Source organism: Citrobacter sp. wls710 (assembly GCF_005281115.1).
Classification (GTDB): domain Bacteria; phylum Pseudomonadota; class Gammaproteobacteria; order Enterobacterales; family Enterobacteriaceae; genus Citrobacter; species Citrobacter werkmanii.
The window spans coordinates 64,096-89,834 of sequence record NZ_SZXD01000025.1 but is presented as its reverse complement, the minus strand read 5'-3'; the positions used below and the strand labels follow the sequence as shown (position 1 = coordinate 89,834).

General features: G+C 52.0%; 20 protein-coding genes. 13 read left to right on the top strand and 7 right to left on the bottom strand.

Annotated features, from left to right (window positions below):
- The first annotated feature begins 1 nt into the window (after position 1).
- From ispG to FDX14_RS08640, 7 genes are all read left to right on the top strand, one after another.
- Positions 2 to 1,120, top strand: coding sequence for a flavodoxin-dependent (E)-4-hydroxy-3-methylbut-2-enyl-diphosphate synthase (ispG, locus tag FDX14_RS08670; RefSeq protein WP_016154000.1), 1,119 nt, complete (start codon positions 2 to 4; stop codon positions 1,118 to 1,120).
- Between the two features lie 110 nt (positions 1,121 to 1,230).
- A complete protein-coding gene (gene hisS, locus FDX14_RS08665) occupies positions 1,231 to 2,505 on the top strand; it encodes a histidine--tRNA ligase (RefSeq protein ID WP_069324459.1) in 1,275 nt (424 codons plus the stop codon).
- Between the two features lie 13 nt (positions 2,506 to 2,518).
- Positions 2,519 to 3,139 (top strand): YfgM family protein, encoded by a 621-nt coding sequence (locus FDX14_RS08660; RefSeq protein WP_042306752.1) that lies wholly within the window; start codon positions 2,519 to 2,521, stop codon positions 3,137 to 3,139.
- A gap of 10 nt (positions 3,140 to 3,149) precedes the next feature.
- On the top strand, positions 3,150 to 4,328 hold the full coding sequence (gene bamB / locus FDX14_RS08655; protein ID WP_137349345.1) for an outer membrane protein assembly factor BamB: 1,179 nt from the start codon (positions 3,150 to 3,152) through the stop codon (positions 4,326 to 4,328).
- A 117-nt stretch (positions 4,329 to 4,445) separates the two neighbouring features.
- A complete protein-coding gene (gene der, locus FDX14_RS08650) occupies positions 4,446 to 5,918 on the top strand; it encodes a ribosome biogenesis GTPase Der (RefSeq protein ID WP_038642605.1) in 1,473 nt (490 codons plus the stop codon).
- Between the two features lie 300 nt (positions 5,919 to 6,218).
- Positions 6,219 to 7,760: a peptide MFS transporter gene (locus FDX14_RS08645; protein WP_042306756.1), complete on the top strand. Its 1,542-nt coding sequence runs from the start codon at positions 6,219 to 6,221 to the stop codon at positions 7,758 to 7,760.
- 139 nt (positions 7,761 to 7,899) lie between these two features.
- Entirely contained in the window at positions 7,900 to 8,115 is a 216-nt protein-coding gene (locus FDX14_RS08640; RefSeq protein ID WP_072276969.1) for a zinc ribbon domain-containing protein, read from the top strand.
- Here FDX14_RS08640 and xseA read toward each other — a convergent pair.
- Positions 8,112 to 9,485: an exodeoxyribonuclease VII large subunit gene (xseA, locus tag FDX14_RS08635; protein ID WP_137349344.1), complete on the bottom strand. Its 1,374-nt coding sequence runs from the start codon at positions 9,483 to 9,485 to the stop codon at positions 8,112 to 8,114. The genes FDX14_RS08640 and xseA overlap by 4 nt on opposite strands.
- A 160-nt stretch (positions 9,486 to 9,645) precedes the next feature.
- Here xseA and guaB point away from each other — a divergent pair, with 160 nt between their 5' ends.
- Together guaB and guaA are read left to right on the top strand one after the other, a co-directional pair.
- Positions 9,646 to 11,112, top strand: a complete 1,467-nt coding sequence (gene guaB / locus FDX14_RS08630) for an IMP dehydrogenase (RefSeq protein WP_061382184.1) — start codon at positions 9,646 to 9,648, stop codon at positions 11,110 to 11,112.
- A 69-nt stretch (positions 11,113 to 11,181) separates the two neighbouring features.
- Positions 11,182 to 12,759, top strand: a complete 1,578-nt coding sequence (gene guaA / locus FDX14_RS08625; RefSeq protein ID WP_042306761.1) for a glutamine-hydrolyzing GMP synthase — start codon at positions 11,182 to 11,184, stop codon at positions 12,757 to 12,759.
- A gap of 108 nt (positions 12,760 to 12,867) precedes the next feature.
- On the opposite strand, the gene mscS is transcribed toward guaA, so the two are convergent.
- A complete protein-coding gene (mscS, locus tag FDX14_RS08620) occupies positions 12,868 to 13,746 on the bottom strand; it encodes a small-conductance mechanosensitive channel MscS (protein ID WP_137349343.1) in 879 nt (292 codons plus the stop codon).
- 368 nt (positions 13,747 to 14,114) lie between these two features.
- Positions 14,115 to 14,318, bottom strand: a complete 204-nt coding sequence (locus FDX14_RS08615) for a YfgG family protein (protein ID WP_032939486.1) — start codon at positions 14,316 to 14,318, stop codon at positions 14,115 to 14,117.
- A 350-nt stretch (positions 14,319 to 14,668) separates the two neighbouring features.
- On the opposite strand from FDX14_RS08615, the gene FDX14_RS08610 reads away from it, so the two are divergent.
- Complete coding sequence (locus FDX14_RS08610) at positions 14,669 to 16,939, top strand: sensor domain-containing phosphodiesterase (protein WP_042306853.1); 2,271 nt, start codon at positions 14,669 to 14,671, stop codon at positions 16,937 to 16,939.
- On the opposite strand, the gene ppx is transcribed toward FDX14_RS08610, so the two are convergent.
- The 4 genes from ppx to purM all read right to left on the bottom strand — a co-directional run bounded on the left by ppx (position 16,919) and on the right by purM (position 22,386).
- The gene (gene ppx, locus FDX14_RS08605; protein ID WP_061382182.1) at positions 16,919 to 18,460 is read right to left on the bottom strand and encodes an exopolyphosphatase; all 1,542 of its coding nucleotides are present in this window, start codon (positions 18,458 to 18,460) and stop codon (positions 16,919 to 16,921) included. The genes FDX14_RS08610 and ppx overlap by 21 nt on opposite strands.
- A gap of 4 nt (positions 18,461 to 18,464) precedes the next feature.
- Positions 18,465 to 20,531 carry a polyphosphate kinase 1 gene (gene ppk1 / locus FDX14_RS08600; RefSeq protein ID WP_042306859.1) on the bottom strand — a complete coding sequence of 689 codons (2,067 nt, stop codon included), beginning with the start codon at positions 20,529 to 20,531 and terminating at the stop codon, positions 18,465 to 18,467.
- Between the two features lie 179 nt (positions 20,532 to 20,710).
- Positions 20,711 to 21,352 (bottom strand): phosphoribosylglycinamide formyltransferase, encoded by a 642-nt coding sequence (purN, locus tag FDX14_RS08595; RefSeq protein ID WP_042306860.1) that lies wholly within the window; start codon positions 21,350 to 21,352, stop codon positions 20,711 to 20,713.
- Positions 21,349 to 22,386 (bottom strand): phosphoribosylformylglycinamidine cyclo-ligase, encoded by a 1,038-nt coding sequence (gene purM, locus FDX14_RS08590; protein WP_061382236.1) that lies wholly within the window; start codon positions 22,384 to 22,386, stop codon positions 21,349 to 21,351. Before purM ends, purN begins: the two co-directional genes overlap by 4 nt.
- Before the next feature lie 521 nt (positions 22,387 to 22,907).
- On the opposite strand from purM, the gene upp reads away from it, so the two are divergent.
- The 3 genes from upp to FDX14_RS08575 all read left to right on the top strand — a co-directional run bounded on the left by upp (position 22,908) and on the right by FDX14_RS08575 (position 25,717).
- A complete protein-coding gene (gene upp / locus FDX14_RS08585) occupies positions 22,908 to 23,534 on the top strand; it encodes a uracil phosphoribosyltransferase (RefSeq protein WP_003835110.1) in 627 nt (208 codons plus the stop codon).
- A 96-nt stretch (positions 23,535 to 23,630) separates the two neighbouring features.
- Complete coding sequence (gene uraA, locus FDX14_RS08580; protein ID WP_042306864.1) at positions 23,631 to 24,920, top strand: uracil permease; 1,290 nt, start codon at positions 23,631 to 23,633, stop codon at positions 24,918 to 24,920.
- 95 nt (positions 24,921 to 25,015) lie between these two features.
- Positions 25,016 to 25,717: a DnaA inactivator Hda gene (locus FDX14_RS08575; RefSeq protein WP_211924219.1), complete on the top strand. Its 702-nt coding sequence runs from the start codon at positions 25,016 to 25,018 to the stop codon at positions 25,715 to 25,717.
- Positions 25,718 to 25,739: the final 22 nt, after the last annotated feature.

Sequence of the window (25,739 nt, the reverse complement as noted above, 5' to 3'; positions counted from 1 at the left end):
AATGCATAACCAGGCTCCAATTCAACGTAGAAAATCGACACGCATTTACGTTGGGAATGTGCCGATCGGCGATGGCGCGCCCATCGCCGTACAGTCTATGACCAATACGCGTACCACTGACGTGGAAGCTACGGTTAATCAGATTAAAGCGCTGGAACGCGTAGGCGCAGACATTGTTCGCGTCTCTGTACCGACAATGGATGCCGCAGAAGCGTTCAAGCTGATCAAACAGCAGGTTAATGTACCGCTGGTTGCCGATATTCACTTCGATTACCGCATTGCGCTGAAAGTCGCGGAATACGGTGTCGATTGCCTGCGTATTAACCCAGGCAATATCGGTAATGAAGAGCGTATCCGCATGGTGGTTGACTGCGCGCGCGATAAAAATATCCCTATCCGCATCGGCGTAAACGCCGGCTCGCTGGAAAAAGATCTGCAAGAAAAATACGGTGAACCGACGCCGCAGGCGCTGCTGGAATCCGCTATGCGTCATGTGGATCATCTGGATCGTCTGAACTTCGATCAATTCAAAGTCAGCGTTAAAGCCTCTGACGTTTTCCTCGCCGTAGAATCCTATCGCCTGCTGGCGAAACAGATCGATCAACCGCTGCACCTGGGGATCACCGAAGCCGGTGGCGCACGTAGCGGGGCGGTGAAATCCGCGATCGGTTTAGGATTGCTGCTATCCGAAGGGATCGGCGATACGCTGCGTGTTTCTCTGGCCGCCGATCCGGTGGAAGAGATCAAAGTGGGCTTCGATATTCTGAAATCGCTGCGCATTCGCGCGCGCGGGATCAACTTTATCGCTTGTCCAACCTGCTCACGTCAGGAATTCGACGTTATCGGTACGGTTAACGCGCTGGAGCAACGTCTGGAAGATATCATTACGCCAATGGATGTTTCGATCATCGGCTGCGTGGTAAACGGTCCTGGCGAAGCGCTGGTTTCTACGCTGGGCGTGACGGGCGGTAACAAGAAAAGCGGCCTGTACGAAGACGGTGTGCGTAAGGACAGACTCGACAACGACGATATGATCACGCAGCTTGAAGCCCGTATTCGCGCCAAAGCGAGTATCCTGGACGAAGCGCGTCGTATCGACGTGCAGCAGCTTGAAAAATAACAACGTGATGGGAAGCGGCGTGCTTCCCGTGTATGATTGAACCCGCATGGCGCCCGCATTGTTCGGGTTAGCGCTGAGGGTTCATTTTTATATTCATAAAGAGAATAAACGTGGCAAAAAACATTCAAGCCATTCGCGGCATGAACGATTATCTGCCTGGCGAAACCGCCATCTGGCAGCGCATTGAAGGCACTCTCAAAAACGTGCTCGGTAGCTACGGTTACAGTGAAATCCGCTTGCCGATTGTAGAGCAGACCCCGTTATTCAAACGCGCGATCGGTGAAGTCACCGACGTGGTTGAAAAAGAGATGTATACCTTTGAGGACAGAAATGGCGACAGCCTGACTCTGCGTCCTGAAGGGACAGCGGGCTGCGTACGCGCCGGCATCGAACATGGTCTCCTGTACAATCAGGAACAGCGTCTGTGGTATATCGGGCCGATGTTCCGCCACGAACGTCCGCAGAAAGGACGCTATCGTCAGTTCCATCAGTTGGGTGTCGAAGTGTTTGGCCTGCAGGGTCCGGACATCGATGCTGAACTGATTATGTTGACCGCTCGCTGGTGGCGCGCGCTGGGTATATCTCAGCATGTCAGCCTGGAGCTGAACTCAATTGGTTCTCTTGAAGCCCGCGCTAACTACCGTGATGCGCTGGTCGCCTACCTGGAACAGCATAAAGAGAAGCTGGACGAAGACTGCAAGCGTCGCATGTACACTAACCCGCTGCGTGTGCTTGACTCCAAAAACCCAGAAGTGCAGGCGCTGCTCAACGATGCACCTGCGCTGGGTGATTATCTTGATGACGACTCTCGCGAGCATTTCGCGGGTCTGTGCAAACTGCTGGAATCCGCAGGGATTGCCTACACCGTCAATCAGCGTCTGGTTCGTGGCCTTGATTACTACAACCGCACCGTATTTGAGTGGGTTACCAGCAGTCTTGGCTCGCAGGGTACCGTGTGTGCCGGTGGTCGTTACGACGGTCTGGTAGAGCAACTTGGCGGTCGCGCAACGCCTGCTGTGGGCTTCGCCATGGGCCTGGAACGACTTGTTTTATTAGTTCAGGCAGTTAATCCGGAATTTATTGCCTCCCCTGTTGTCGATATATACCTGGTTGCCTCAGGCACAGACACGCAGTCGGCGGCAATGCGGCTTGCAGAACGTCTGCGTGATGAAGTTCCTGGTGTGAAACTGATGACCAACCACGGCGGCGGCAACTTTAAGAAACAGTTTGCCCGTGCCGATAAGTGGGGCGCCCGCGTTGCACTGGTACTGGGTGAGTCCGAAGTGGCTGACGGTACCGTTGTAGTGAAGGATTTGCGCTCTGGTGAGCAAACGGCAGTAGCGCAGGATGGCGTTGCCGCGCATTTGCGCACTCTACTGGGCTAAGGAGAAGGACAGCGTGGAAATTTACGAGAACGAACACGACCAGGTTGATGCGGTAAAACGCTTCTTTGCCGAAAACGGCAAAGCGCTGGCGGTTGGGATAATTTTAGGGGTTGGCGCGCTGGTTGGCTGGCGTTACTGGACCAGCCATCAGACGGAGTCCGCACGCTCTGCTTCTCTGGCATACCAAAATACGGTGACCGCGGTTAGTGCGGGTAAAGCGGATAGCATTCCTGCGGCAGAGAAATTTGCCGCAGAGAATAAAAATACCTACGGCGCGTTAGCTTCACTGGAACTTGCGCAGCAGTTTGTTGACCAAAATGAACTTGAGAAAGCCGCCAGCCAGCTGCAACAAGGCCTGGCTGCAACCAGCGATGATAATCTCAAAGCGGTGATTAACCTGCGTCTGGCTCGTGTTCAGGTTCAGCTTAAACAGGCTGATACCGCGCTGAAAACACTCGACACCATTAAAGGTGAAGGGTGGACGGCCATTGTTGCCGATCTGCGCGGTGAAGCGTTGCTGAGCAAGGGCGACAAACAAGGTGCGCGTAGCGCATGGGAAGCGGGTGTGAAAAGCGATGCCTCTCCTGCTCTGAGCGAAATGATGCAGATGAAAATCAATAATTTGTCCATCTGAGAGGGACCCGATGCAATTGCGTAAATTACTTCTGCCAGGGCTGCTTTCCGTTACCCTATTGAGCGGCTGTTCACTGTTTAGTGGCGAAGAAGATGTCGTTAAGATGTCCCCATTACCGGTGGTTGAAAACCAGTTTACTCCGTCTACGGACTGGAGCACTTCCGTGGGCAACGGTATTGGTGATTTCTATTCCAATCTTCATCCTGCGCTGGCGGATAACGTTGTCTATGCAGCCGATCGCGCAGGTGTCGTGAAAGCGTTGAACGCAGACGACGGCAAAGAAGTGTGGTCTGTTAATCTGGGTGAGAAAGACGGTTGGTTCTCCCGTGCATCTGCACAGCTTTCTGGCGGCGTAACCGTGTCCGGTGGTCATGTTTACATTGGCAGTGAAAAAGCGCAGGTTTATGCGTTGAATACCAGCGATGGTACCACCGCATGGCAGACGAAAGTTGCCGGTGAAGCGCTGTCTCGTCCGGTTGTGAGCGATGGCGTGGTATTAATCCGCACCAGTAACGGTCAATTGCAGGCGTTGAACGAAGCTGACGGCGCCATCAAGTGGACCGTTAACCTCGATATGCCATCCCTGTCTCTGCGTGGCGAATCTGCCCCTGCGACGGCCTTTGGCGCAGCTATTGTTGGTGGTGATAACGGTCGCGTAAGCGCCGTGCTGATGCAGCAGGGTCAGATGATTTGGCAGCAACGTATTTCTCAAGCGACAGGCCCAACGGAAATCGATCGTCTGAGTGACGTTGATACCACGCCGGTTATCGTCAATGGCGTTGTTTACGCGCTGGCTTATAATGGTAACCTGACCGCGCTGGATCTGCGCAGTGGCCAGATTATGTGGAAACGTGAACTGGGCTCGGTGAATGATTTCATCGTCGACGGAAACCGTATCTACCTGGTCGATCAAAACGACCGCATCCTGGCGCTGACTACCGACGGCGGCGTGACGCTGTGGACGCAAAGCGATCTGCTGCACCGTCTGCTGACGTCTCCGGTATTGTATAACGGCAATTTAGTTGTGGGCGATAGCGAAGGCTACCTGCACTGGATTAACGTTGAAGATGGTCGCTTTGTTGCCCAGCAGAAAGTCGACAGCTCCGGTTTCCTGACTGAGCCAGTCTCTGCTGATGGTAAACTGCTGATCCAGGCGAAAGACGGTACGCTGTACTCTATTACGCGTTAATCGTCCTGGCCGCTCGCTTTGAAAAACGGCTCCTGGTGCAGGGGCCGTTTTACTGTTTTTAACAACGGCGCAAAAATGTGCGCGTTGTCTGATGATTTTTTAAATGAGGCTTTAAACATGGTACCTGTGGTCGCGCTTGTCGGGCGCCCTAACGTTGGCAAATCCACGTTATTTAACCGTCTAACTCGCACCCGAGATGCGCTGGTTGCGGATTTCCCGGGTCTGACTCGTGACCGTAAGTACGGTCGTGCGGAAATTGAAGGCCGCGAGTTTATCTGCATTGATACCGGCGGTATTGATGGCACCGAAGACGGTGTTGAAACCCGCATGGCTGAACAGTCTCTGTTGGCTATCGAAGAAGCGGACGTTGTGCTGTTTATGGTGGATGCGCGTGCTGGCCTGATGCCAGCGGATGAAGCCATTGCTAAACATCTGCGTTCACGCCAGAAACCGACGTTCCTGGTGGCCAACAAAACTGACGGACTGGATCCCGATCAGGCGGTTGTTGATTTCTACTCGCTGGGTCTGGGTGAAATTTATCCGATTGCTGCCTCCCATGGTCGCGGCGTTCTCAGCCTGCTGGAGCATGTTCTGCTGCCGTGGATGGATGACGTTGCGCCGCAGGAAGAAGTCGATGAAGATGCGGAATATTGGGCGCAACTGGAAGCCAAAGAAAACGGTGAAGAAGAGCCTGAAGACGACTTCAACCCGCAGGATCTGCCGATCAAACTGGCGATTGTGGGTCGTCCGAACGTAGGTAAGTCCACATTGACTAACCGTATTCTGGGCGAAGACCGCGTGGTGGTTTACGACATGCCTGGGACCACGCGTGACAGCATTTATATTCCGATGCAACGCGACGAACGTGAATATGTGCTGATCGACACCGCGGGCGTGCGTAAGCGCGGGAAAATTACCGAAGCGGTAGAAAAATTCTCAGTCATCAAAACGCTGCAGGCGATTGAAGATGCCAACGTGGTCATGCTGGTGATTGATGCGCGGGAAGGTATTTCCGATCAGGACCTGTCGCTGTTGGGCTTTATCCTCAATAGTGGGCGCTCACTTGTTATTGTCGTCAACAAATGGGACGGCCTGACGCAGGAAGTGAAAGAGCAGGTCAAGGAAACGCTGGACTTCCGTCTGGGCTTTATTGATTTTGCGCGTGTACACTTTATCTCTGCACTGCACGGTAGCGGCGTCGGTAATCTGTTTGAATCGGTCCGCGAAGCGTACGACAGCTCGACCCGTCGCGTTAGTACCGCGATGTTGACGCGTATCATGACCATGGCGGTAGAAGATCATCAGCCGCCGCTGGTACGTGGTCGTCGCGTGAAGCTGAAATATGCCCATGCCGGCGGTTATAACCCGCCGATTGTGGTGATTCATGGTAATCAGGTGAAAGATCTGCCGGATTCATATAAGCGCTATCTGATGAACTACTTCCGCAAAACTCTGGACGTGATGGGGACACCGATTCGCATTCAGTTCAAAGAAGGGGAAAACCCGTTTGCGAATAAACGTAATACGCTGACGCCGACCCAGATGCGTAAACGTAAGCGTTTGATTAAGCACATTAAAAAAAGCAAATAATCGTTGCTGATGTTGATAAAAACCCGCGCTTGTCGCGGGTTTTTTTTCGGTATTCCATCGCCAGCTTCAGCCCGTGCGATGTCAATCACTATTCGTTTTTTACCAAGTTTAAATCTAAGAAAGTAGACATTTGTCGAGTTTTCATCTTAAAGTCCGGGGGCTGGTACTAGACAAAACTAGCCTTAAGTTATCAAATGGTTAAATAACTTTTCGCCGCATGTAAAAAATCGGTCAGATACGTAACTGGCTGGCGTACATCGCGGTGTTTACACGCACGACGACATAACTTTCGGGAGAATTATGCAATCCTCTGTTAATCAAAAAGAAAGCCGAACTTTCTTCGGTCATCCTTATCCGCTCGGCTCGCTGTTCTTCACAGAGATGTGGGAGCGTTTCTCGTTTTATGGCATTCGCCCATTACTGATCCTGTTTATGGCGGCTACCGTCTATGACGGCGGCATGGGGCTGGCGCGTGAAAACGCCTCGGCGATTGTGGGTATCTTTGCCGGTACGATGTATCTCGCTGCGCTGCCGGGTGGTTGGCTGGCGGATAACTGGCTCGGCCAACAGAAAGCGGTATGGTACGGCTCCATCCTGATTGCGCTTGGTCATCTGTCGATTGCGCTTTCGGCCATTATGGGTAACAACCTGTTCTTTATCGGCCTGATGTTTATCGTGCTCGGTTCCGGTCTGTTTAAGACCTGTATTTCGGTCATGGTTGGCACATTGTATAAAAAAGGCGATGCGCGTCGTGATGGCGGTTTCTCGCTGTTTTACATGGGCATCAATATGGGATCATTCATCGCCCCCTTGATCTCCGGTTGGTTGATTAAAACCCATGGCTGGCATTGGGGCTTTGGTATCGGTGGTATCGGCATGCTGGTGGCGTTAATCATCTTCCGTGTGTTTGCCGTTCCGTCGATGAAACGCTACGACAGCGAAGTGGGACTGGACTCGACCTGGAACAGCCCGGTAGTGAAGCGTAACGGTGTGGGCGCATGGCTACTCGCGCTGGCTGTCGGTGTGGCGGTTATCGTTACGCTGATTGCGCAGGGCGTGATTGTGATTAATCCGGTCGCGGTTGCCAGCATACTGGTGTACGTGATTGCCGCCTCTGTTGCGCTCTACTTTATCTACCTGTTCATCTTTGCCGGCCTGAATCGCAAAGAGCGCGCCAGACTGCTGGTTTGCTTTATCCTGCTGGTTTCCGCCGCATTCTTCTGGTCGGCGTTTGAGCAAAAGCCAACCTCGTTCAACCTGTTCGCCAACGACTACACTAACCGTATGATCGGTGATTTTGAAATTCCGGCGGTCTGGTTCCAGTCGATAAACGCCCTGTTTATCATCCTGCTGGCGCCGGTATTCAGCTGGGCGTGGCCGAAGCTGGCGAGCATGAACATTCGCCCGAGCAGTATCACTAAGTTCGTTATCGGCATTTTGTGTGCGGCGGCAGGCTTTGGCTTGATGATGCTGGCGGCGCAAAACGTTCTCAGCAACGGCGGGGCGGGCGTTTCTCCATTCTGGCTGGTGGGCAGTATCCTGATGCTGACGCTCGGCGAGCTGTGTCTGAGCCCGATCGGTCTGGCGACCATGACGCTGCTGGCACCGGAAAGAATGCGTGGGCAAATGATGGGCCTGTGGTTCTGTGCCAGTGCGCTGGGTAACCTGGCCGCAGGTCTGATTGGCGGTCATGTGAAGGCTGACCAACTGGATATGCTGCCGGATCTCTTCGCTCGCTGCTCGATTGCGCTGCTGATCTGCGCCGCGGTCCTGATCGTCCTCATTGTGCCGATTCGTCGCATGCTGGAGAATACGCAAACTAAACCGGCAACCAGCGCCTGATAACACCTCGATTGTGCCGGGGCAGAGGCTATGCCCCGGTCATTCAATTGATGAGGTATGACGTTTTGTTGGGCCTGGGCGACATTCAGCGTAGCGTGTTAAACTCAACACAAGAATGGAGCCCTGTACTGGAGTTGTTATGTCTATCATTTGCCCGGATTGCCACGCTGAACTGGAACCACACAACGGTGCGGCGCACTGTGAGAGTTGTCAAAAAGATCTTCAACTGGAAGCACGTTGCCCAGAGTGCCATCAACCACTCGAAGTACTAAAGGCCTGTGGCGCGATAGATTATTTCTGTCAGCATGGCCATGGGCTTATTTCGAAAAAACGCGTGGAGTATGTGCCGGTTTAAACCGGCTTTTTCTTCCGCGTTTTTTTCGCCGCCGTTACGCCCCTAACTTCGCTTTCCACCCAGCCATCTGCTAGTCGGGTGGTGATGACATCGCCTGCGCTGACCTGTTTGATCTGTTTCAGTACGCCGCCGCCAGTGGTGGTAGAAACGCTATAGCCGCGCGCCAGGGTCGCCAGCGGACTGACCGCTTCGAGATGAGTAACCGCATTACCAAAACGTTCGCGCTGTTCGCTGAGGCGCGCGCGAATGGATTCGGCCAGGCGATATTCCAGTTGCTGGATACGGGTTTGTGCGCGATAAATGCGTGGCTGCGGGTTTTGCTGATTGAGACGTTGCAGCATGCGTTGCTGACGCTGATTTGCCTGTTTAATCTTATTTTCAAGCGCAAATCCCATCCGCTGGCGCAACCGCTCCAGCGACGTTTGCTGACGGGCCAGACGCAGTTGCGGATGTTGCTGTTGCAAACGGTGATGAAGCTGGGTAAATCGACGAGTACGGTTGGCGAGGTAGTAGTCCATCGCCATGCCCAAACGCTGCTGGATGGACTGGATCTGACGCAACAACTCCTGCTGGTTGCGGCTGACAATTTCTGCCGCTGCCGAAGGCGTCGGCGCACGCAGGTCGCCGACAAAATCAGCGATAGTGACGTCGGTTTCGTGGCCGACGGCGCTAACCACCGGAATGCGGCTGGCAAAGATTGCCCGCGCCACGCGTTCGTCGTTAAAACTCCATAAATCTTCCAGCGAGCCGCCGCCGCGCCCGACAATTAACACGTCGCACTCTCCGCGGGCGTTGGCCAGTTCAATCGCGCGCACGATCTGCCCCGGCGCATCGTCGCCCTGTACCGCGGTGGGGTAAATCACCACCGGCAGCGATGGGTCGCGGCGTTTTAGAACGTGGAGAATATCGTGCAGTGCCGCACCGGTTTTCGAGGTAATCACCCCGACACAGTGGGCCGGGGAGGGCAGAGGCTGCTTATATTGCTGATCGAACAATCCTTCCGCCTGCAGTTTGGCTTTCAACTGCTCATATTTTTGCTGCAATAGCCCTTCGCCCGCAGGCTGCATACTCTCGACGATAATCTGGTAGTCGCCGCGTGGCTCATACAGCGTGATGTTGGCGCGCACCAGCACCTGTTGCCCGTGCTGCGGGCGGAATGTTACCCGACGGTTGCTGTTGCGAAACATCGCGCAGCGTACCTGGGCGGTGTCATCTTTGAGCGTGAAATACCAGTGACCGGAGGACGGCTGAGTGAAATTCGAGATTTCACCGCTGATCCACACTTGTCCCATCTCCTGCTCAAGCAGCAAACGAACCGTCTGGTTCAGGCGGCTTACGGTAAAAATTGAGGTGGTCTGAGAGGATAACATGTGAGCGGGATCAAATTCTAAATCAGCAGGTTATTCAGTCGAAAGTAACATGCTCACAGAGGAGCGCAAGGTTTTTTTGCAAAAAAGTGTGGATGCAATCGGTTACGCTCTGTATAATGCCGCGGCAATATTTAATAACCTCCCAGGTGAGATATTGCCCATGCTACGTATCGCAAAAGAAGCCCTGACGTTTGACGACGTCCTCCTCGTTCCCGCTCATTCTACCGTTCTGCCGAATACTGCTGACCTCAGCACCCAGTTGACGAAAACCATTCGCCTGAACATTCCTATGCTCTCCGCAGCAATGGATACCGTGACGGAAGCGCGCCTGGCAATTGCCCTGGCACAGGAAGGCGGCATCGGTTTTATCCACAAGAACATGTCTATCGAGCGCCAGGCTGAAGAAGTTCGCCGCGTGAAAAAACACGAATCCGGCGTGGTAACTGACCCACAGACCGTACTGCCAACCACTACCCTGCGTGAAGTGAAAGAACTGACTGAACGTAACGGTTTTGCGGGCTACCCGGTAGTGACTGAAGACAACGAACTGGTTGGCATCGTCACCGGCCGTGACGTGCGCTTTGTGACTGACCTGAACCAGCCGGTTAGCGTATACATGACGCCAAAAGAGCGTCTGGTGACTGTGCGTGAAGGTGAAGCACGTGATGTCGTGCTGGCCAAAATGCACGAAAAGCGTGTAGAGAAAGCGCTGGTTGTTGATGACAGCTTCCATCTGCTCGGCATGATCACCGTTAAAGATTTCCAGAAAGCGGAACGTAAACCGAACTCATGTAAAGACGAGCATGGTCGTCTGCGCGTCGGTGCAGCTGTAGGCGCTGGTGCAGGTAACGAAGAACGTGTTGACGCGCTGGTTGCTGCGGGCGTTGACGTGCTGTTGATCGACTCCTCTCACGGTCACTCTGAAGGCGTGCTGCAACGTATCCGTGAAACCCGTGCTAAATATCCTGACCTGCAAATCATCGGCGGTAACGTCGCCACTGGCGCTGGCGCTCGCGCACTGGCGGAAGCCGGTTGCAGCGCGGTGAAAGTCGGTATCGGCCCTGGCTCCATCTGTACGACTCGTATCGTTACTGGCGTGGGCGTTCCGCAGATCACTGCCGTTTCTGACGCGGTTGAAGCGCTGGAAGGTACCGGTATTCCGGTTATCGCTGACGGCGGTATCCGTTTCTCCGGCGACATAGCCAAAGCGATTGCCGCTGGCGCCGCTGCCGTCATGGTTGGCTCGATGCTGGCCGGTACCGAAGAATCCCCGGGCGAAATCGAACTGTACCAGGGCCGTTCTTACAAATCTTACCGCGGTATGGGCTCTCTGGGTGCGATGTCCAAAGGTTCTTCCGACCGTTACTTCCAGAGCGACAACGCCGCTGACAAACTGGTGCCGGAAGGTATCGAAGGTCGCGTAGCGTATAAAGGCCGCCTGAAAGAGATCATTCACCAGCAGATGGGCGGCCTGCGCTCCTGTATGGGTCTGACCGGTTGTGGTACCATCGACCTGCTGCGTACGAAGGCTGAATTCGTGCGTATCAGCGGTGCGGGTATCCAGGAAAGCCACGTTCATGACGTGACCATTACCAAAGAGTCCCCGAACTACCGCTTGGGCTCCTGATAAGTTTCCGCGCCCGGTTTTAAACCGGGCGTTTTGTTATTGTTTCACTTGCCTCGGAATTATCGTCAAATGACAGACAATATTCATAAACATCGCATTCTCATCCTCGATTTCGGATCGCAGTACACCCAACTGGTTGCACGTCGCGTACGTGAACTGGGCGTCTACTGTGAACTGTGGGCATGGGATGTTACTGAAGCACAAATCCGTGAGTTCAACCCGAGCGGCATCATCCTCTCCGGTGGCCCGGAAAGCACCACCGAAGCAAACAGCCCGCGTGCGCCTGAGTACGTCTTCAACGCAGGTGTGCCGGTCTTCGGCGTCTGCTACGGTATGCAGACCATGGCAATGCAGCTGGGTGGCCACGTTGAAGGTTCTAACGAGCGTGAATTCGGCTACGCCCAGGTTGAGGTACAGACCGACAGCGCACTGATTCGCGGTATCGAAGATTCTCTGACCGCCGACGGCAAACCGCTGCTTGACGTATGGATGAGCCACGGCGACAAAGTGACCGCGATCCCGGAAGGCTTCGTTACCGTTGCCAGCACCGAGACCTGCCCGTTCGCCATTATGGCGCACGAAGAAAAACGCTTCTACGGCGTGCAGTTCCACCCGGAAGTGACCCACACCCGTCAGGGCATGCGCATGCTGGAGCGCTTCGTACGCGATATCTGCCAGTGTGAAGCCCTGTGGACTCCGGCGAAAATCATCGACGATGCCGTTGTCCGTATTCGCGAGCAGGTTGGCGACGACAAAGTGATCCTCGGCCTTTCCGGCGGCGTGGATTCTTCCGTAACCGCCATGCTGCTGCACCGCGCAATCGGTAAAAACCTGACCTGTGTGTTCGTAGACAACGGTCTGCTGCGTCTGAACGAAGCCCAGCAGGTGATGGACATGTTCGGCGACCACTTTGGCCTGAACATTGTTCACGTGGAAGGCGAGCAGCGCTTCCTGGAAGCGCTGAAAGGCGAGAACGATCCGGAAGCCAAACGTAAGATCATTGGTCGTGTGTTCGTGGAAGTGTTCGACGAAGAAGCGCTGAAGCTGGAAGATGTGAAGTGGCTGGCGCAGGGGACTATCTACCCAGACGTAATTGAATCTGCCGCTTCCGCGACCGGTAAAGCGCACGTCATCAAATCTCACCACAACGTGGGCGGCTTGCCGAAAGAGATGAAGATGGGTCTGGTTGAGCCGCTGCGTGAGTTGTTTAAAGACGAAGTGCGTAAAATTGGTCTGGAACTGGGCCTGCCGTACGACATGCTGTACCGTCACCCGTTCCCGGGTCCGGGTCTGGGCGTGCGCGTGCTGGGCGAAGTGAAGAAAGAGTACTGCGACCTGCTGCGTCGTGCGGACGCTATCTTCATCGAAGAGCTGCACAAAGCTGACCTGTACAACAAAGTGAGCCAGGCGTTCACCGTATTCCTGCCGGTTCGCTCCGTTGGCGTAATGGGCGATGGCCGCAAGTACGACTGGGTTGTTTCCCTGCGCGCGGTTGAAACCATCGACTTTATGACCGCACACTGGGCGCACCTGCCGTATGATTTCTTAGGCCGCGTGTCTAACCGCATCATCAATGAAGTGAACGGTATTTCCCGTGTGGTGTATGACATCAGCGGTAAGCCGCCGGCTACCATTGAGTGGGAATAATATCCCTCTCTGTAAGCGGTTTCTGAATTCGTAATATCAAAAAACCCTCTGATTATAGAGGGTTTTTTATTGCTCTCATTTCAGAAGGAAATTCTGATGGATGATGTTCTAATCAACCAGTTGAAGCTGAGGTTGAGAGTGGGATGCCACGTTCTCCACGCGAATATCCATCTGCGGATACGGCAGGTCAATATGATTAGCATCCAGGGCCTCTTTAATGTTTTCCAGCAAATCGTAATAGGTGTTCCAGTACTCAATATTAGGCACCCACACGCGGACGTAAAAATTGAGCGCAGAGGCACCTAACTCACCCAGACGAACGGTTACCCCTCGTTGCTTATCGATGCGACTGTCCTGCTCGATGATATGGTTAATCACGCGCTTAACATCTGCGATCCGACTCTGATAACCCACGCCAATCACAAGATCGATACGACGAAAAGGGTGGCGGGAATAGTTAATAATATTATCTGCGATGATCTTGCCGTTTGGGATCACCACTTCTTTGCTGTCAGCGGTGAGTAGGGTGGTAGAGAAAATGTGCACCTTTTCAACTGTCCCGGTGACTGCGCCAATCTGCACGATTTCTCCGGCGCGGAAAGGTCGCAGGGAAACCAACAGTACACCAGCGGCGAAGTTGGAGAGCGATCCTTGTAGCGCGAGGCCAATAGCCAGTCCGGCGGCGCCAATGACGGCAATAATGGAGGATGTTTCAATACCGACTCTCCCCAACGCAGCGACCACGAAAAAGGCGATCGTGATGTAACGTACCAGGGCGGTGAAGAACTGAATGATGGTCCGGTCAACTTTACGTTTTAACAGCAACTTTTCCAGTCCACGGGAGAGCAGTCGAGAGATAAATTTACCGATAAAAAGTAAAATCACGGCAGCAACGATATTCCAGCCGAATTGCATAACGGCATCGCTGTGACCGGCGATCCACTCAATTCCGTTTCTTATTTTCGGGAATAATGAAAAACCATTCATAGTATTGCTCTGTAGTATTTAAAAATGTTAACAGTTCAAATAAGGTCTTAATTTCATACGAAATATTAATGTTATCGCCAGTGATATTTTCTGGTGATATTAATTAAAGACTATTTGAACTGACTTTGTCTTGTTTATGTCCAGTAAACGGGAGCGTAAGAAATTAGCGCGAATGGTGCGGTGAAGCCGGATTAAAAGATTGTGTATTTGTGCGAAAAGCAGGGGATGATTATCTGTATTTTCAATGCGTGTCGAGGGCAAGATGATGAGTAGTGCCGTCACTCAAATCCCTTACCGGATGGTTAATTGTCAGGCGATTAGCCATCCGGTAAGGAATCTTAATGCTGGGGGATTGCAGGCAAGCGCGATCAACGTACGTCGGTTTGCGTTGGCGATGTCTGTTGCGGCTGGGTTAACTGCTGAGATTCTTTTTTGTCCTGGTGGTGATGCCACGCACCAATGGCGGAGTAGACGAAGCGTCCGAAGAAGAAGAGAAAGCTAATAAGCAGTACGATCCGGATCATGCGACTGTTAAATCGGTGTCGTTTGCGTAGGCTGGTAACCTGGCTCACAAAAGGTTCCTTGTTGTGTACCCGACGAGGGGCGATACTTACATTAAGGCATACTGTGAGGGAATGGTCAATTCTTCGTTATGTAAAATTGCTTCAGTTGTTTTATCCTCTTATGTTATGAAAATTAATATTATTATTTACATGAATAATGAATTAACGATAAAAAACAATGAAAAGAGTAATAATTGATTAATGAGGGGTGTTTTTTTTGATATGTATCAAACGCCACCCTTTGCTAATAACTAAAATTGATGAGCCCTTATGATGTATTTTACTTTATCGTTTTAAAGTCAGGTGGGATGCCTGTCTGAATACCCCCTACAGGATGTGTGGGATTCTACTGAGCATCTATGAAACTCAATAAAAAATATATTGGTATTAGAGATAGATGGTGGGCGTTACCTCTCATCTTACCTTCTTTACTGTTGCCTATATTGAGCACCGCCAACACCTATGCCCATATTAGTACAGGGACCGTAGTACTTTTCTATCTGCCATTGGCGCTGATGATTAGTCTGATGCTTTTTTTTGGCTGGGCGGCATTGCCAGGAATTATCATTTCCATTATCTGGTATAAATATCCGCAGGTTGGCCTATTTGAAACACTCTCAATAATTTCGCACTTTATAGTTACGTTAGTGCTTAGCTGGGGCGGGTATAAGGTATTTACTCCCCGACGCAATAATGTTTCGCACGGCGATTCTCACTTGATGTTTCAGCGAATGTTCTGGCAGGTGTTCTGCCCGGCAACGCTGTTTCTGATTCTCTTCCAGTTTGCCGCCTTTGTGGGCGTCTATGAGAGCAAATCAGGCATGGTGGGCGTAATGCCCTTCAATACTGGTACGTTGATTAATTATCAGGCCTTGCTGGTAGGGAATCTTGTTGGGGTTCCACTGTGCTATCTTATTATTCGAACGATACGTAATCCTTTGCACCTTAGAGGCTATTTTTCTCAATTAAAGCAGCAGTTTGATAGCAAAGTCACCAAGACAGAGCTTGCAGTCTGGTCGATTATATTAATGGCACTGATGTCTATGTTATGCATGCCGTTAAATGAACAAAGCTCAATATTTAGCACGAATTACACCTTGTCGCTGTTACTGCCCGTTATGCTTTGGGGCGCAATGCGTTACGGGTACAGGTTTATTTCGTTGGTATGGTCAGTCGTACTTATTACTGCAATTCATTATTATCAGCGCTATATGCCCTGGTATTCGGGCTATGACACCCAGCTTGCCATTACCTCATCGAGCTATCTGGTTTTCTCCTTTATAGTGAATTTCATTGCCGTACTGGCAACGCGACAGCGGTTCGTTACCCGACGGAACCATCGTCTGGCATACTTTGATCCGATGGTACATATTCCTAACCTGCGCGCGTTGAATCGGGATTTGAAAAAAGCGCCCTGGTCAGTGCTTTGTTTTTTGCGGGTTCCCGGCATGGAACTGCTGGTGAAAAATTACGGTATTATGCTGCGTATCCAGTACAAGCAAAAACTCGCTCAGTGGATAACACCTCTGTTAGAACTGGATGAGCATGTCTATCAATTATCGGGCAATGATCTCGTTTTACGTTTTAACACAGAGGCTCATCAGGAACGTATTGAAGCACTGGACAGGCATATTAAGCAATTCCGCTTTATCTGGGATGGCATGCCTTTACAGCCGCAGGTAGGCATCAGCTTTTGCTATGTTCGTGCTCCGGTTAACCACATTTATTTGTTGCTCGGTGAGTTAAGCACCATTGCTGAGATCTCCCTGGCGACCAATTCTCCAGAAAATATGCAGCGGCGCGGCGTGATGCACTTACAACGTGACCTGAAAGATAAGGTTGCGATGATGAACCGTCTGCAGCAGGCACTGGAGCACAATCGTTTTTTCCTGATGGCGCAGCCGATCGCTGGCGTGCGTGGCGATGTCTATCACGAAATTCTGCTGCGACTTCATGGGGATGACGGTGAAATTATCGCCCCGGATAATTTCTTGCCAGTAGCGCACGAGTTTGGCTTGTCATCCAGCATCGACATGTGGGTGATTGAAAATACGCTGAAATTTATGGCGCAGAATCGGGAACAAATGCCTGCCCGTCGGTTTGCTATTAACTTATCACCTACATCGGTATGCCGCGCTCGGCTTCCGCATGACATCAATCAGTTACTGACGAAATACAAAGTTGAAGCCTGGCAACTCATCTTTGAGGTGACGGAAAGCAATGCCTTAACCAATGCGGACCAGGCGCAGGCGACGTTACTACAGCTGCAGGCTTTGGGTTGTCAGATTGCGATTGATGATTTTGGGACCGGATATGCCAGCTATGCGCGACTGAAAAATGTGAATGCCGATATCCTGAAAATTGACGGCAGTTTTATTCGTAATATCGTTTCGAACAGCCTCGATTACCAAATCGTGGCCTCCATTTGTCATTTGGCGCGGATGAAAAGAATGCTGGTGGTTGCGGAGTACGTCGAAAGCGAAGAAATACGCAGTGCAGTGGTTTCGCTGGGGATTGATTACTTGCAGGGGTATTTGATTGGCAAACCGCAGCCGCTGCATGAAACTCTGGAGGAGCAGGTGCCAGACGAGCCGGCACCTGTTGAGAGCTTATGCGGCGAGATCGGGTGAGCTTTCTTCTTCAATTTTGAGACGCCAGCCGGTTACTGCGTCCCAGTATTGCTGCTCTTTTTCCAGATCGAGCAGGACCAGCGCATTTTGGCTGAACCAGTCATGCGGGAAGCGTAAGGTCCAGTGGTTGTCTTCGGTTAACAGGGTCAGAGTCGGCGGCGTAGTTGTCGCCTGACGCTGATTATTTAGCAATACCCCCAGACGCAACAGCTGGATTAACGGCAGAAACTGTTTTTTCTTAAACAGCGTAAAGCGGGGTAAATCATCAAGTTTCACCGCTTTACGATGGTAACGAACTAGTGTTGCCATCATCAGCTGTTGTTCCTGATTAAATCCAGGTAAATCGCTATTTTGTAGAATGTAAGCAGAATGGCGATGCAGACCGCTGTGGTTGATGTTCAGCCCAACCTCATGCAGCATCGCAGCCCAGCGCAGTAATGCTTCCAGCTGCGGATTGGCCAGTTTTGGTTGCTGGTTATGCCACTGGTCATACATCTGCATGGTGGTTTCCAGCACACGGCGGGCTTGCTCACTGTCGATGTTGTACTGATTAGCCAGGCTGCTGGCGGTGCGGCTGCGTACATCCTGATGGCGAAAACGGCCTTCCATCTCATACAGCACGCCTTCACGTAGCGCGCCATCGGACAGTCGAAGTTCGCGAATAGCCAGCGCATCAAAAACGCCACACAAAATAGCTAGCCCAGGTACAAACACCGCTTTTCGTTCTTCTGACAGTCCCGGCAAACTGAGCGCATCGAATGACGTGTGCTTCAGCACTTCAGCGGTCAGTTTTTGCAGACGTTCGGGGGTGATAAAACCATCTTTTTCACCCATCTCCAGCAGCACCTCGTGTGCCGCTTTAATGGTCCCCGACGCGCCCAGCGCAACGTTCCAGCCCTGAATGCGAAACTGCCAGGTTAGCGTTTCAAGTTTCTGCGCTGCCGCCATGCGGGCGCGCTGGAAGTTTTCCCGACTAATGGCGCCGCCCGGGAAATACATCTGAGCAAAACTAACGCAGCCCATACGGCGGCTTTCAACCAGTTTGGGTTCGAAATCTTCGCCGATCACCAGTTCCGTTGAGCCGCCGCCGATATCGATAACCAGCTTGCGGCCTTTTTCCGGCTGGGTGTGTTCAACGCCCATAAAAATCAGTCGGGCTTCTTCGTTACCGGAAATAATCTCAATCGGGTAGGGGATGACTTTTTCTGCGCGCTTGAGAAAATCGGTCGCATTCAGCGCCTGACGTAGAGTATGGGTTCCCACGATACATACGCTCGATGGGGGAAAGCCTTGCAGTCGTTCGGCGAAAAGTGACAAACAGCTTAATCCGCGCTCCATTGCTTCTTCGCTCAGCTTGTTGTCTGCGCCGAGCCCATCCGCCAGATGTACGCGTTGTTTCAGTCGGCCGATAATTTGCATTGCACCATCAACCACACGGGCAATGACCATATGAAAACTGTTTGAACCCAGGTCGACCGCAGCAAATTCCTGCGGTCGCGGTGACTTGTCGTGTATTGGCATATCGTTAGTCAGGTTGCTCGAGTGATTTGATGTAGTCGTAAATCGCCAATTGTGACTGAACCTTACGGCGGTTTCCACGTGGCACGTAGCGATTACTCAGTTCTTTATCGATGAAGCGAGCCTTCACCGTATCGCTAAACAGGATATCAATGATATCCAGCACGCGTTGCTTGAGGCGCGGGTCAAGTAGCGGGGTAGCGACTTCGATACGATAGTCGATATTTCTTGTCATCCAGTCAGCCGAGGAGAGATACACCTGCTTATCGCCGCCATTCTCAAAAATATAGACCCGGTCATGTTCGAGGTAGCGGTCAACAATGCTGATAACGCGAATATTGTCGCTGATGCCTTCCAGGTTCGGGATCAGAGAACACATACCGCGAATCAATAAATTGACCGGCACGCCCGAGCCTGAGGCCGCATAGAGACGATCCACCAGACCTTTATCGACCAGGTTATTCAGTTTTAACGTAATACCTGAAGGTAACCCTTGCTGTGCGTTGGCGATCTCTTTGTCGATCATGGCGTACAGCAGGCGACGTGAGTTCTGCGGAGAAACCAGCAGATAATCAAACGTGACCGGACGATATGGGTTTTCAATGAAGTTGAATACCCGACGAACTTCGTTGGTAATGCGCGAATCGGCGGTAAGCAATGAGTAGTCGGTATACAGTCGTGCCGTTTTTTCGTTGAAGTTCCCGGTCCCGATATGCGCATAGCGCACGACTTCATCGCCTTCTTTACGTGAGATAAGAAACAGCTTGGCGTGAATTTTCAGGCCTGGGGCGGAGAAGATGACGTGCACGCCCGCTTCGGTAAGACGTTTGGCCCAGTGAATGTTAGCTTCTTCATCGAAGCGTGCCTGCAGTTCCACGACGACAGTGACTTTCTTACTGTTATGCGCGGCATGGATCATCGCATCGATGATGCGCGAGTCTTTTGCCACACGGTAGATGTTGATTTTTATCGCCAGCACGCTTGGGTCGAAAGAGGCCTGACGCAGCAGTTCCAGGACATGTTCAAAGGTGTGATACGGATAATAAAGCAGTACATCACGCTCGCGGATTGCATCAAATCCGTTGCGGAATTTCTCGTTATCGAACCAGATGTGACGCAGACGGGGCAGTGGTTTATTCACCAGGTTAGCTTTGCCAACGTTGGGGAAGTTAATAAAGTCTTTGAAGTTATGGTAACGCCCGCCGGGAACGATGGAGTCGTAGCGAGAAATGGTCAGTTTTTCACGCAGCACTTCGACCAGCGCATTAGGCATATCTCGCTGATAAACAAAGCGCACAGGCTCGGCGGTCAGACGCTGTTTCAGGCTGGATGACATCAGCTCCATCAGGCTGGATTCCATCTCGTGCACTAAATCGTATTCGGCGTCGCGGGTCATTTTCATCGAATAGGCGTTCAGCGCATCGTAATCAAAGAACCCTTTGAAAATATCGTCAAGGCAATAACGTAAAATGTTGTCCAACAGGATCATCGGTTTACGACGGCGCGGGGTCTCCGGCGGTAAATTCACAAAACGGGGAACCTTGTCAGAAGGGATTTCCAGTAGCGCATAGCGGATCGTATCACCACGGATAATCTCCACCGCCAGATAGGTATAGTCATCTTTCAGAAACTGGACTAAATCCGTCTCGCGGTTAATCAGGATCGGCGTAATGTGCTGGCGAAGATACTGCTTGAAGTAATGGCGTAACCAGCTCTGCTGATTCACCGACAATTGGCGTTCGTTGATTAAGAAAATCTGGTTGCGCGCCATCTCCAGCAGTAATTCGTTGTACAGGCCGTCAAATTCCTGATCGGCTTTTAATACGCGGGCCTGGATTTTGCCGAGTAAATGGCGGGAGTGAGAGTTTGAACCCTGTTCTTCGCTAATGATGATTCGGCGCTTCAGTTCGGCAAAACGAACCTTGTAAAACTCGTCGAGGTTATTGGAATAGATGCCTAAAAAACGCATCCGTTCGATCAACGGGTTTGATTTATCAGCAGCTTCCTGGAGTACACGTTCGTTGAACGCTAACCAGCTGAGTTCTTTCTCGATATATAGCTTTTCCTGACCCATTACCACTTTTACTCCGTTTCATTCACGGGACACTACCGATTTATTATGGCGAGCATTGCTCTCAGATGTCCAACTGTGCCAGAAAAATATGACAATAAACTGTCTGATAGCAAAGAGAAAGAGGGGAAGAAGAGTAGGCCCGATAAGCGAAGCGCCCTCAGGCCTACCGGAGGATGTGATTATTCGTCGGCGGCATAACCTTGTGGTGGCAGGCGATTACCGTCCAGCCACGCGGCGTTATCGCGCATTTTCAGTCGGCCGTCGGCAAACCAGCTAATCACCAGCGGGTAAATATCATGTTCCTGCGCCTGAACCCGGGCAGTGACATCATCTTCGCTGTCGCCTTCAAATACCGGTACTGTCGCCTGGAGAATAACCGGTCCGCCGTCCAGTTCATCCGTTACGAAATGGACTGAGGTTCCATGCTGTTCATCGCCGTTTTCCAGTACCTGACGGTGCGTATGCAGGCCGGGATACTTTGGCAACAACGAAGGGTGGATATTCAACAATCGTTCAGAATAGTGAGCGACAAACGCTGGGCTGAGGATGCGCATATAACCGGCCAACACCACGACATCGGGGCCGTAGGCGTCAATCTCTTGTATCAGTTGGCGGTCAAATGCTTCGCGGCTGGCAAACTGAGCGGCTTCCAGCGAATGTGCCGGAATATTCGCTTCTCGTGCACGTTCAAGGCCGAACGCATCGGCCTTGTTACTGAATACTGCACGTATGGTGCCATTGATTTTTTTCTGTTCGCAGGCGTTGATGATCGCCTGCAAATTGCTTCCGTTACCGGAAATGAGCACCACAATGTTTTTCATTCAATGACCACACGCTGTTCGGAATCAGAGGCTTTGATAATACCGATTTTCCATGCGTTTTCACCTTTCTCATTGAGCAAAGCGAGGGCGTTGTCAACTTCCGAAGCTGGCAGGGCGATGACCATGCCGACGCCGCAGTTAAAGGTGCGATACATCTCGTGCTGGCTGACGTTACCCGCCGTTTGCAGCCAGTTAAAGACGGCTGGCCACTGCCATGAGGATTCGTCGATCACTGCCTGCGTGTTGTCTGGCAGGACGCGCGGAATATTTTCCCAGAAGCCGCCGCCGGTCAGGTGAGCAATGGCATGCACATCCACCTTCTCGATCAGTTCCAGAATGGATTTAACGTAAATGCGGGTCGGGGCCAGTAAGTGATCGGCCAGCGGTTTACCGTCAAGCTCAGTGGTTTCCGGGTTGCATCCGCTGACTTCAACGATTTTACGCACCAGGGAATAGCCGTTGGAGTGTGGACCACTGGAGCCGAGCGCAATCAGCACGTCGCCGTCAGCCACTTTTGAACCGTCGATAATCTCGGATTTTTCGACGACGCCAACGCAGAAGCCAGCCACGTCGTAATCTTCACCGTGGTACATTCCCGGCATTTCAGCCGTTTCACCGCCCACCAGCGCACAGCCTGACTGCAGACAGCCTTCGGCAATACCATTAATGACGCTGGCTGCGGTATCCACATCCAGTTTGCCAGTCGCATAATAGTCGAGGAAAAACAGCGGCTCAGCGCCCTGAACCACGAGGTCGTTGACGCACATTGCGACCAGATCGATGCCAATAGTGTCGTGACGTTTCAGGTCCATCGCCAGACGCAGTTTTGTGCCAACGCCATCCGTCCCGGAAACCAGCACCGGTTCACGATATTTTTGCGGCAATGCGCACAGCGCACCGAAGCCACCCAGACCACCCATCACTTCCGGGCGACGCGTTTTCTTTACTACGCCTTTGATTCGATCAACCAGAGCATTACCTGCATCAATATCAACACCGGCATCTTTGTAGCTAAGAGAGGTTTTATCGGTCACTGCCTGCTTCCCCACATGTTTACTTGCAGTAAAAGTTAAATTCGGCGCAATTCTAACAGGGAAAGCAAACGTTTGCGAGCGTGCTCTGCATCAAGTTTTATCTGCTGATTTTTTCAGCATTTTACAGTCATTTATCTATTTGTTTGAATCACGTTACGAAAAGGAAACCGGTTTCTTTTTTCTGTTACGGACCTCACGGAGAGTGTTTTGCACAGAGCAAGCTGCGGGCTTATCTTCATCGATAAAAATAATGACGGTAGTGGGGCTTAGCACGCTCGCCTAAGAAATCTTTTTCATGGTATTAACACTTCATCCAGAATAATGCTTAATATCTTTAAAATTCATGGTATTGAATGCAGGCCCCGCCATTAGCTCGGACCTTGTTTTATACTCATCATCCAGACGCAAACGACTTTGGTTGATCCATATCAAGCGGATGCAGTGTTGCGCCAGAGACGAAAAGCGGTATAATCCGGCGATTTTTTTTGTGGTTGCCACTCGTCTGAGGAAAGGAGAAGAGTATGAAGATCGTGGAAGTCAAACACCCACTCGTCAAACACAAGCTGGGACTGATGCGTGAAAACGATATCAGCACTAAACGCTTTCGTGAACTCGCCTCGGAAGTTGGCAGCCTGCTGACTTATGAAGCAACCGCAGGCCTGGAAACCGAAAAGGTGACCATTGAAGGCTGGAACGGTCCGGTTGAAGTAGACCAAATCAAAGGTAAAAAAATCACCGTTGTGCCAATCCTGCGTGCCGGTCTGGGTATGATGGAAGGTGTACTGGAAAACGTTCCGAGCGCGCGTATCAGCGTTGTCGGTATGTACCGTAACGAAGAAACGCTGGAGCCGGTTCCGTATTTCCAGAAGCTGGTTTCTAACATCGATGAGCGTATGGCGCTGATCGTTGACCCGATGCTGGCGACCGGCGGTTCCGTTATCGCCACTATTGACCTGCTGAAAAATGCAGGCTGCACCAGCATCAAAGTGTTGGTGCTGGTTGCGGCGCCGGAAGGTATCGCGGCGCTGGAAAAAGCGCACCCGGATGTTGAGCTGTACACGGCCTCCATCGATCAGGGGCTGAACGAGCACGGATACATTATTCCGGGGCTTGGCGATGCCGGCGATAAGATTTTTGGTACCAAGTAAACGAATAAGTGAAAAGAAGCCGACTTTAAGAGTCGGCTTTTTTTTGAATACAACAAGCTAATCGCTAATAACAAACAACACTCAGAGGAAAACACTATGACGCGCCGTGCTATCGGGGTAAGTGAAAGACCGCCGCTTTTACAGACAATCCCGCTTAGTTTACAGCACCTGTTCGCCATGTTTGGCGCAACGGTACTGGTGCCAGTCCTGTTCCACATCAACCCGGCTACCGTTTTGCTGTTTAACGGCATTGGTACGTTGCTGTATCTCTTTATCTGTAAGGGTAAAATCCCCGCGTACCTCGGTTCCAGCTTTGCGTTTATTTCTCCGGTGCTGCTGCTGTTGCCGTTAGGTTATGAAGTGGCGCTGGGCGGTTTCATTATGTGCGGCGTGCTGTTCTGCCTGGTTTCTTTCATCGTTAAGAAAGCAGGCACCGGCTGGCTGGATGTGATGTTCCCTCCGGCGGCGATGGGCGCAATCGTTGCCGTCATCGGCCTGGAACTGGCGGGCGTCGCCGCAGGCATGGCGGGGTTACTGCCTGCCGAAGGGCAATTACCGGATTCGAAAACCATCATCATCTCAATGGTGACGCTGGCGGTGACGGTATTTGGCTCCGTACTATTCCGCGGTTTTATGGCGATTATCCCGATTCTGATTGGGGTGTTAGCCGGTTATGCACTTTCTTTTGTGATGGGCGTCGTGGACACTACGCCGATTGCCCAGGCGCACTGGTTTGCGCTGCCGACTTTCTACACGCCGCGTTTTGAATGGGTTGCCATTCTGACCATCCTGCCTGCTGCGCTGGTGGTTATTGCTGAACACGTCGGACACCTGGTGGTGACGGCAAATATCGTGAAAAAAGATTTGGTTCGCGATCCTGGCCTGCATCGTTCCATGTTCGCCAACGGTCTGTCTACGGTGATCTCCGGTTTCTTCGGCTCTACGCCGAACACCACGTATGGCGAAAATATCGGCGTCATGGCGATTACCCGCGTATACAGTACCTGGGTTATTGGCGGCGCCGCGATTTTTGCCATCCTGCTCTCCTGTGTGGGCAAACTGGCGGCGGCGATTCAGATCATCCCACTGCCGGTCATGGGCGGCGTATCGCTGTTACTGTACGGCGTGATTGGCGCTTCCGGTATTCGCGTACTGATCGAATCAAAAGTTGACTACAACAAAGCTCAGAACCTGATCCTGACCTCTGTCATTTTGATCATTGGTGTGAGTGGGGCGAAAGTTCATATCGGTGCCGCAGAGCTGAAAGGTATGGCGCTGGCGACCATTGTCGGCGTCTGCCTGAGCCTGATTTTCAAAGTCATCAGCCTGCTGCGTCCGGAAGAAGTGGTGCTCGACGCAAAAGATGCAGACAGCCCGCAACAGTGAGTCTCTGACCGGGTGGCATCGCTGCCCGGTTCTATCGCGACGTATTTCTGTGTTAAACTCAACGCGATTTTATGAAATCCTGGGTTGAGGTATCTCTGAACACACCGGCACAGCTCTCTCTGCCACTTTATCTTCCTGACGACGAAACGTTTGCAAGTTTCTGGCCGGGGGATAACTCCTCTTTACTGGCTGCACTGCAAAACGTGCTGCGTCAGGAACATAGCGGGTATATTTATCTCTGGTCGCGTGAAGGCGCTGGCCGTAGTCATTTGCTGCATGCAGCCTGTGCGGAACTGTCTGCACGCGGCGACGCGGTAGGCTACGTGCCGCTCGATAAGCGCACCTGGTTTGTTCCCGAGGTGCTCGACGGTATGGAGCATTTATCGCTGGTATGCATCGATAACATCGAATGTGTGGCCGGTGATTCGCTGTGGGAAATGGCGATCTTTGATCTCTATAACCGTATTCTGGAGTCGGGAAAAACGCGATTGCTGATCACCGGCGATCGCCCACCCAGGCAGCTCAATCTGGGGTTACCGGATCTCGCTTCGCGCCTGGACTGGGGACAAATCTACAAGCTGCAGCCGCTTTCTGATGAAGATAAGCTGCAGGCGTTACAATTACGCGCCAGACTTCGTGGGTTTGAACTGCCGGAAGATGTGGGACGTTTCCTGCTTAAACGTTTGGATCGGGAAATGCGTACGCTGTTTATGACGTTGGATCAGCTTGATCACGCATCGATCACCGCCCAGCGTAAGCTGACCATTCCGTTCGTAAAAGAGATTTTGAAACTGTAAACGCCGCAGCCGAAAAGACTGC

Excerpts from the sequence above, each read along its gene's own strand:
- ispG (WP_016154000.1), top strand. The coding sequence starts at position 2 with ATGCATAACCAGGCTCCAATTCAACGTAGAAAATCGACACGCATTTAC.
- bamB (WP_137349345.1), top strand. The coding sequence starts at position 3,150 with ATGCAATTGCGTAAATTACTTCTGCCAGGGCTGCTTTCCGTTACCCTA.
- der (WP_038642605.1), top strand. The coding sequence starts at position 4,446 with ATGGTACCTGTGGTCGCGCTTGTCGGGCGCCCTAACGTTGGCAAATCC.
- FDX14_RS08645 (WP_042306756.1), top strand. The coding sequence starts at position 6,219 with ATGCAATCCTCTGTTAATCAAAAAGAAAGCCGAACTTTCTTCGGTCAT.
- FDX14_RS08640 (WP_072276969.1), top strand. The coding sequence starts at position 7,900 with ATGTCTATCATTTGCCCGGATTGCCACGCTGAACTGGAACCACACAAC.
- xseA (WP_137349344.1), bottom strand. The coding sequence starts at position 9,485 with ATGTTATCCTCTCAGACCACCTCAATTTTTACCGTAAGCCGCCTGAAC.
- guaB (WP_061382184.1), top strand. The coding sequence starts at position 9,646 with ATGCTACGTATCGCAAAAGAAGCCCTGACGTTTGACGACGTCCTCCTC.
- guaA (WP_042306761.1), top strand. The coding sequence starts at position 11,182 with ATGACAGACAATATTCATAAACATCGCATTCTCATCCTCGATTTCGGA.
- mscS (WP_137349343.1), bottom strand. The coding sequence starts at position 13,746 with ATGAATGGTTTTTCATTATTCCCGAAAATAAGAAACGGAATTGAGTGG.
- FDX14_RS08610 (WP_042306853.1), top strand. The coding sequence starts at position 14,669 with ATGAAACTCAATAAAAAATATATTGGTATTAGAGATAGATGGTGGGCG.
- ppx (WP_061382182.1), bottom strand. The coding sequence starts at position 18,460 with ATGCCAATACACGACAAGTCACCGCGACCGCAGGAATTTGCTGCGGTC.
- ppk1 (WP_042306859.1), bottom strand. The coding sequence starts at position 20,531 with ATGGGTCAGGAAAAGCTATATATCGAGAAAGAACTCAGCTGGTTAGCG.
- purN (WP_042306860.1), bottom strand. The coding sequence starts at position 21,352 with ATGAAAAACATTGTGGTGCTCATTTCCGGTAACGGAAGCAATTTGCAG.
- upp (WP_003835110.1), top strand. The coding sequence starts at position 22,908 with ATGAAGATCGTGGAAGTCAAACACCCACTCGTCAAACACAAGCTGGGA.
- uraA (WP_042306864.1), top strand. The coding sequence starts at position 23,631 with ATGACGCGCCGTGCTATCGGGGTAAGTGAAAGACCGCCGCTTTTACAG.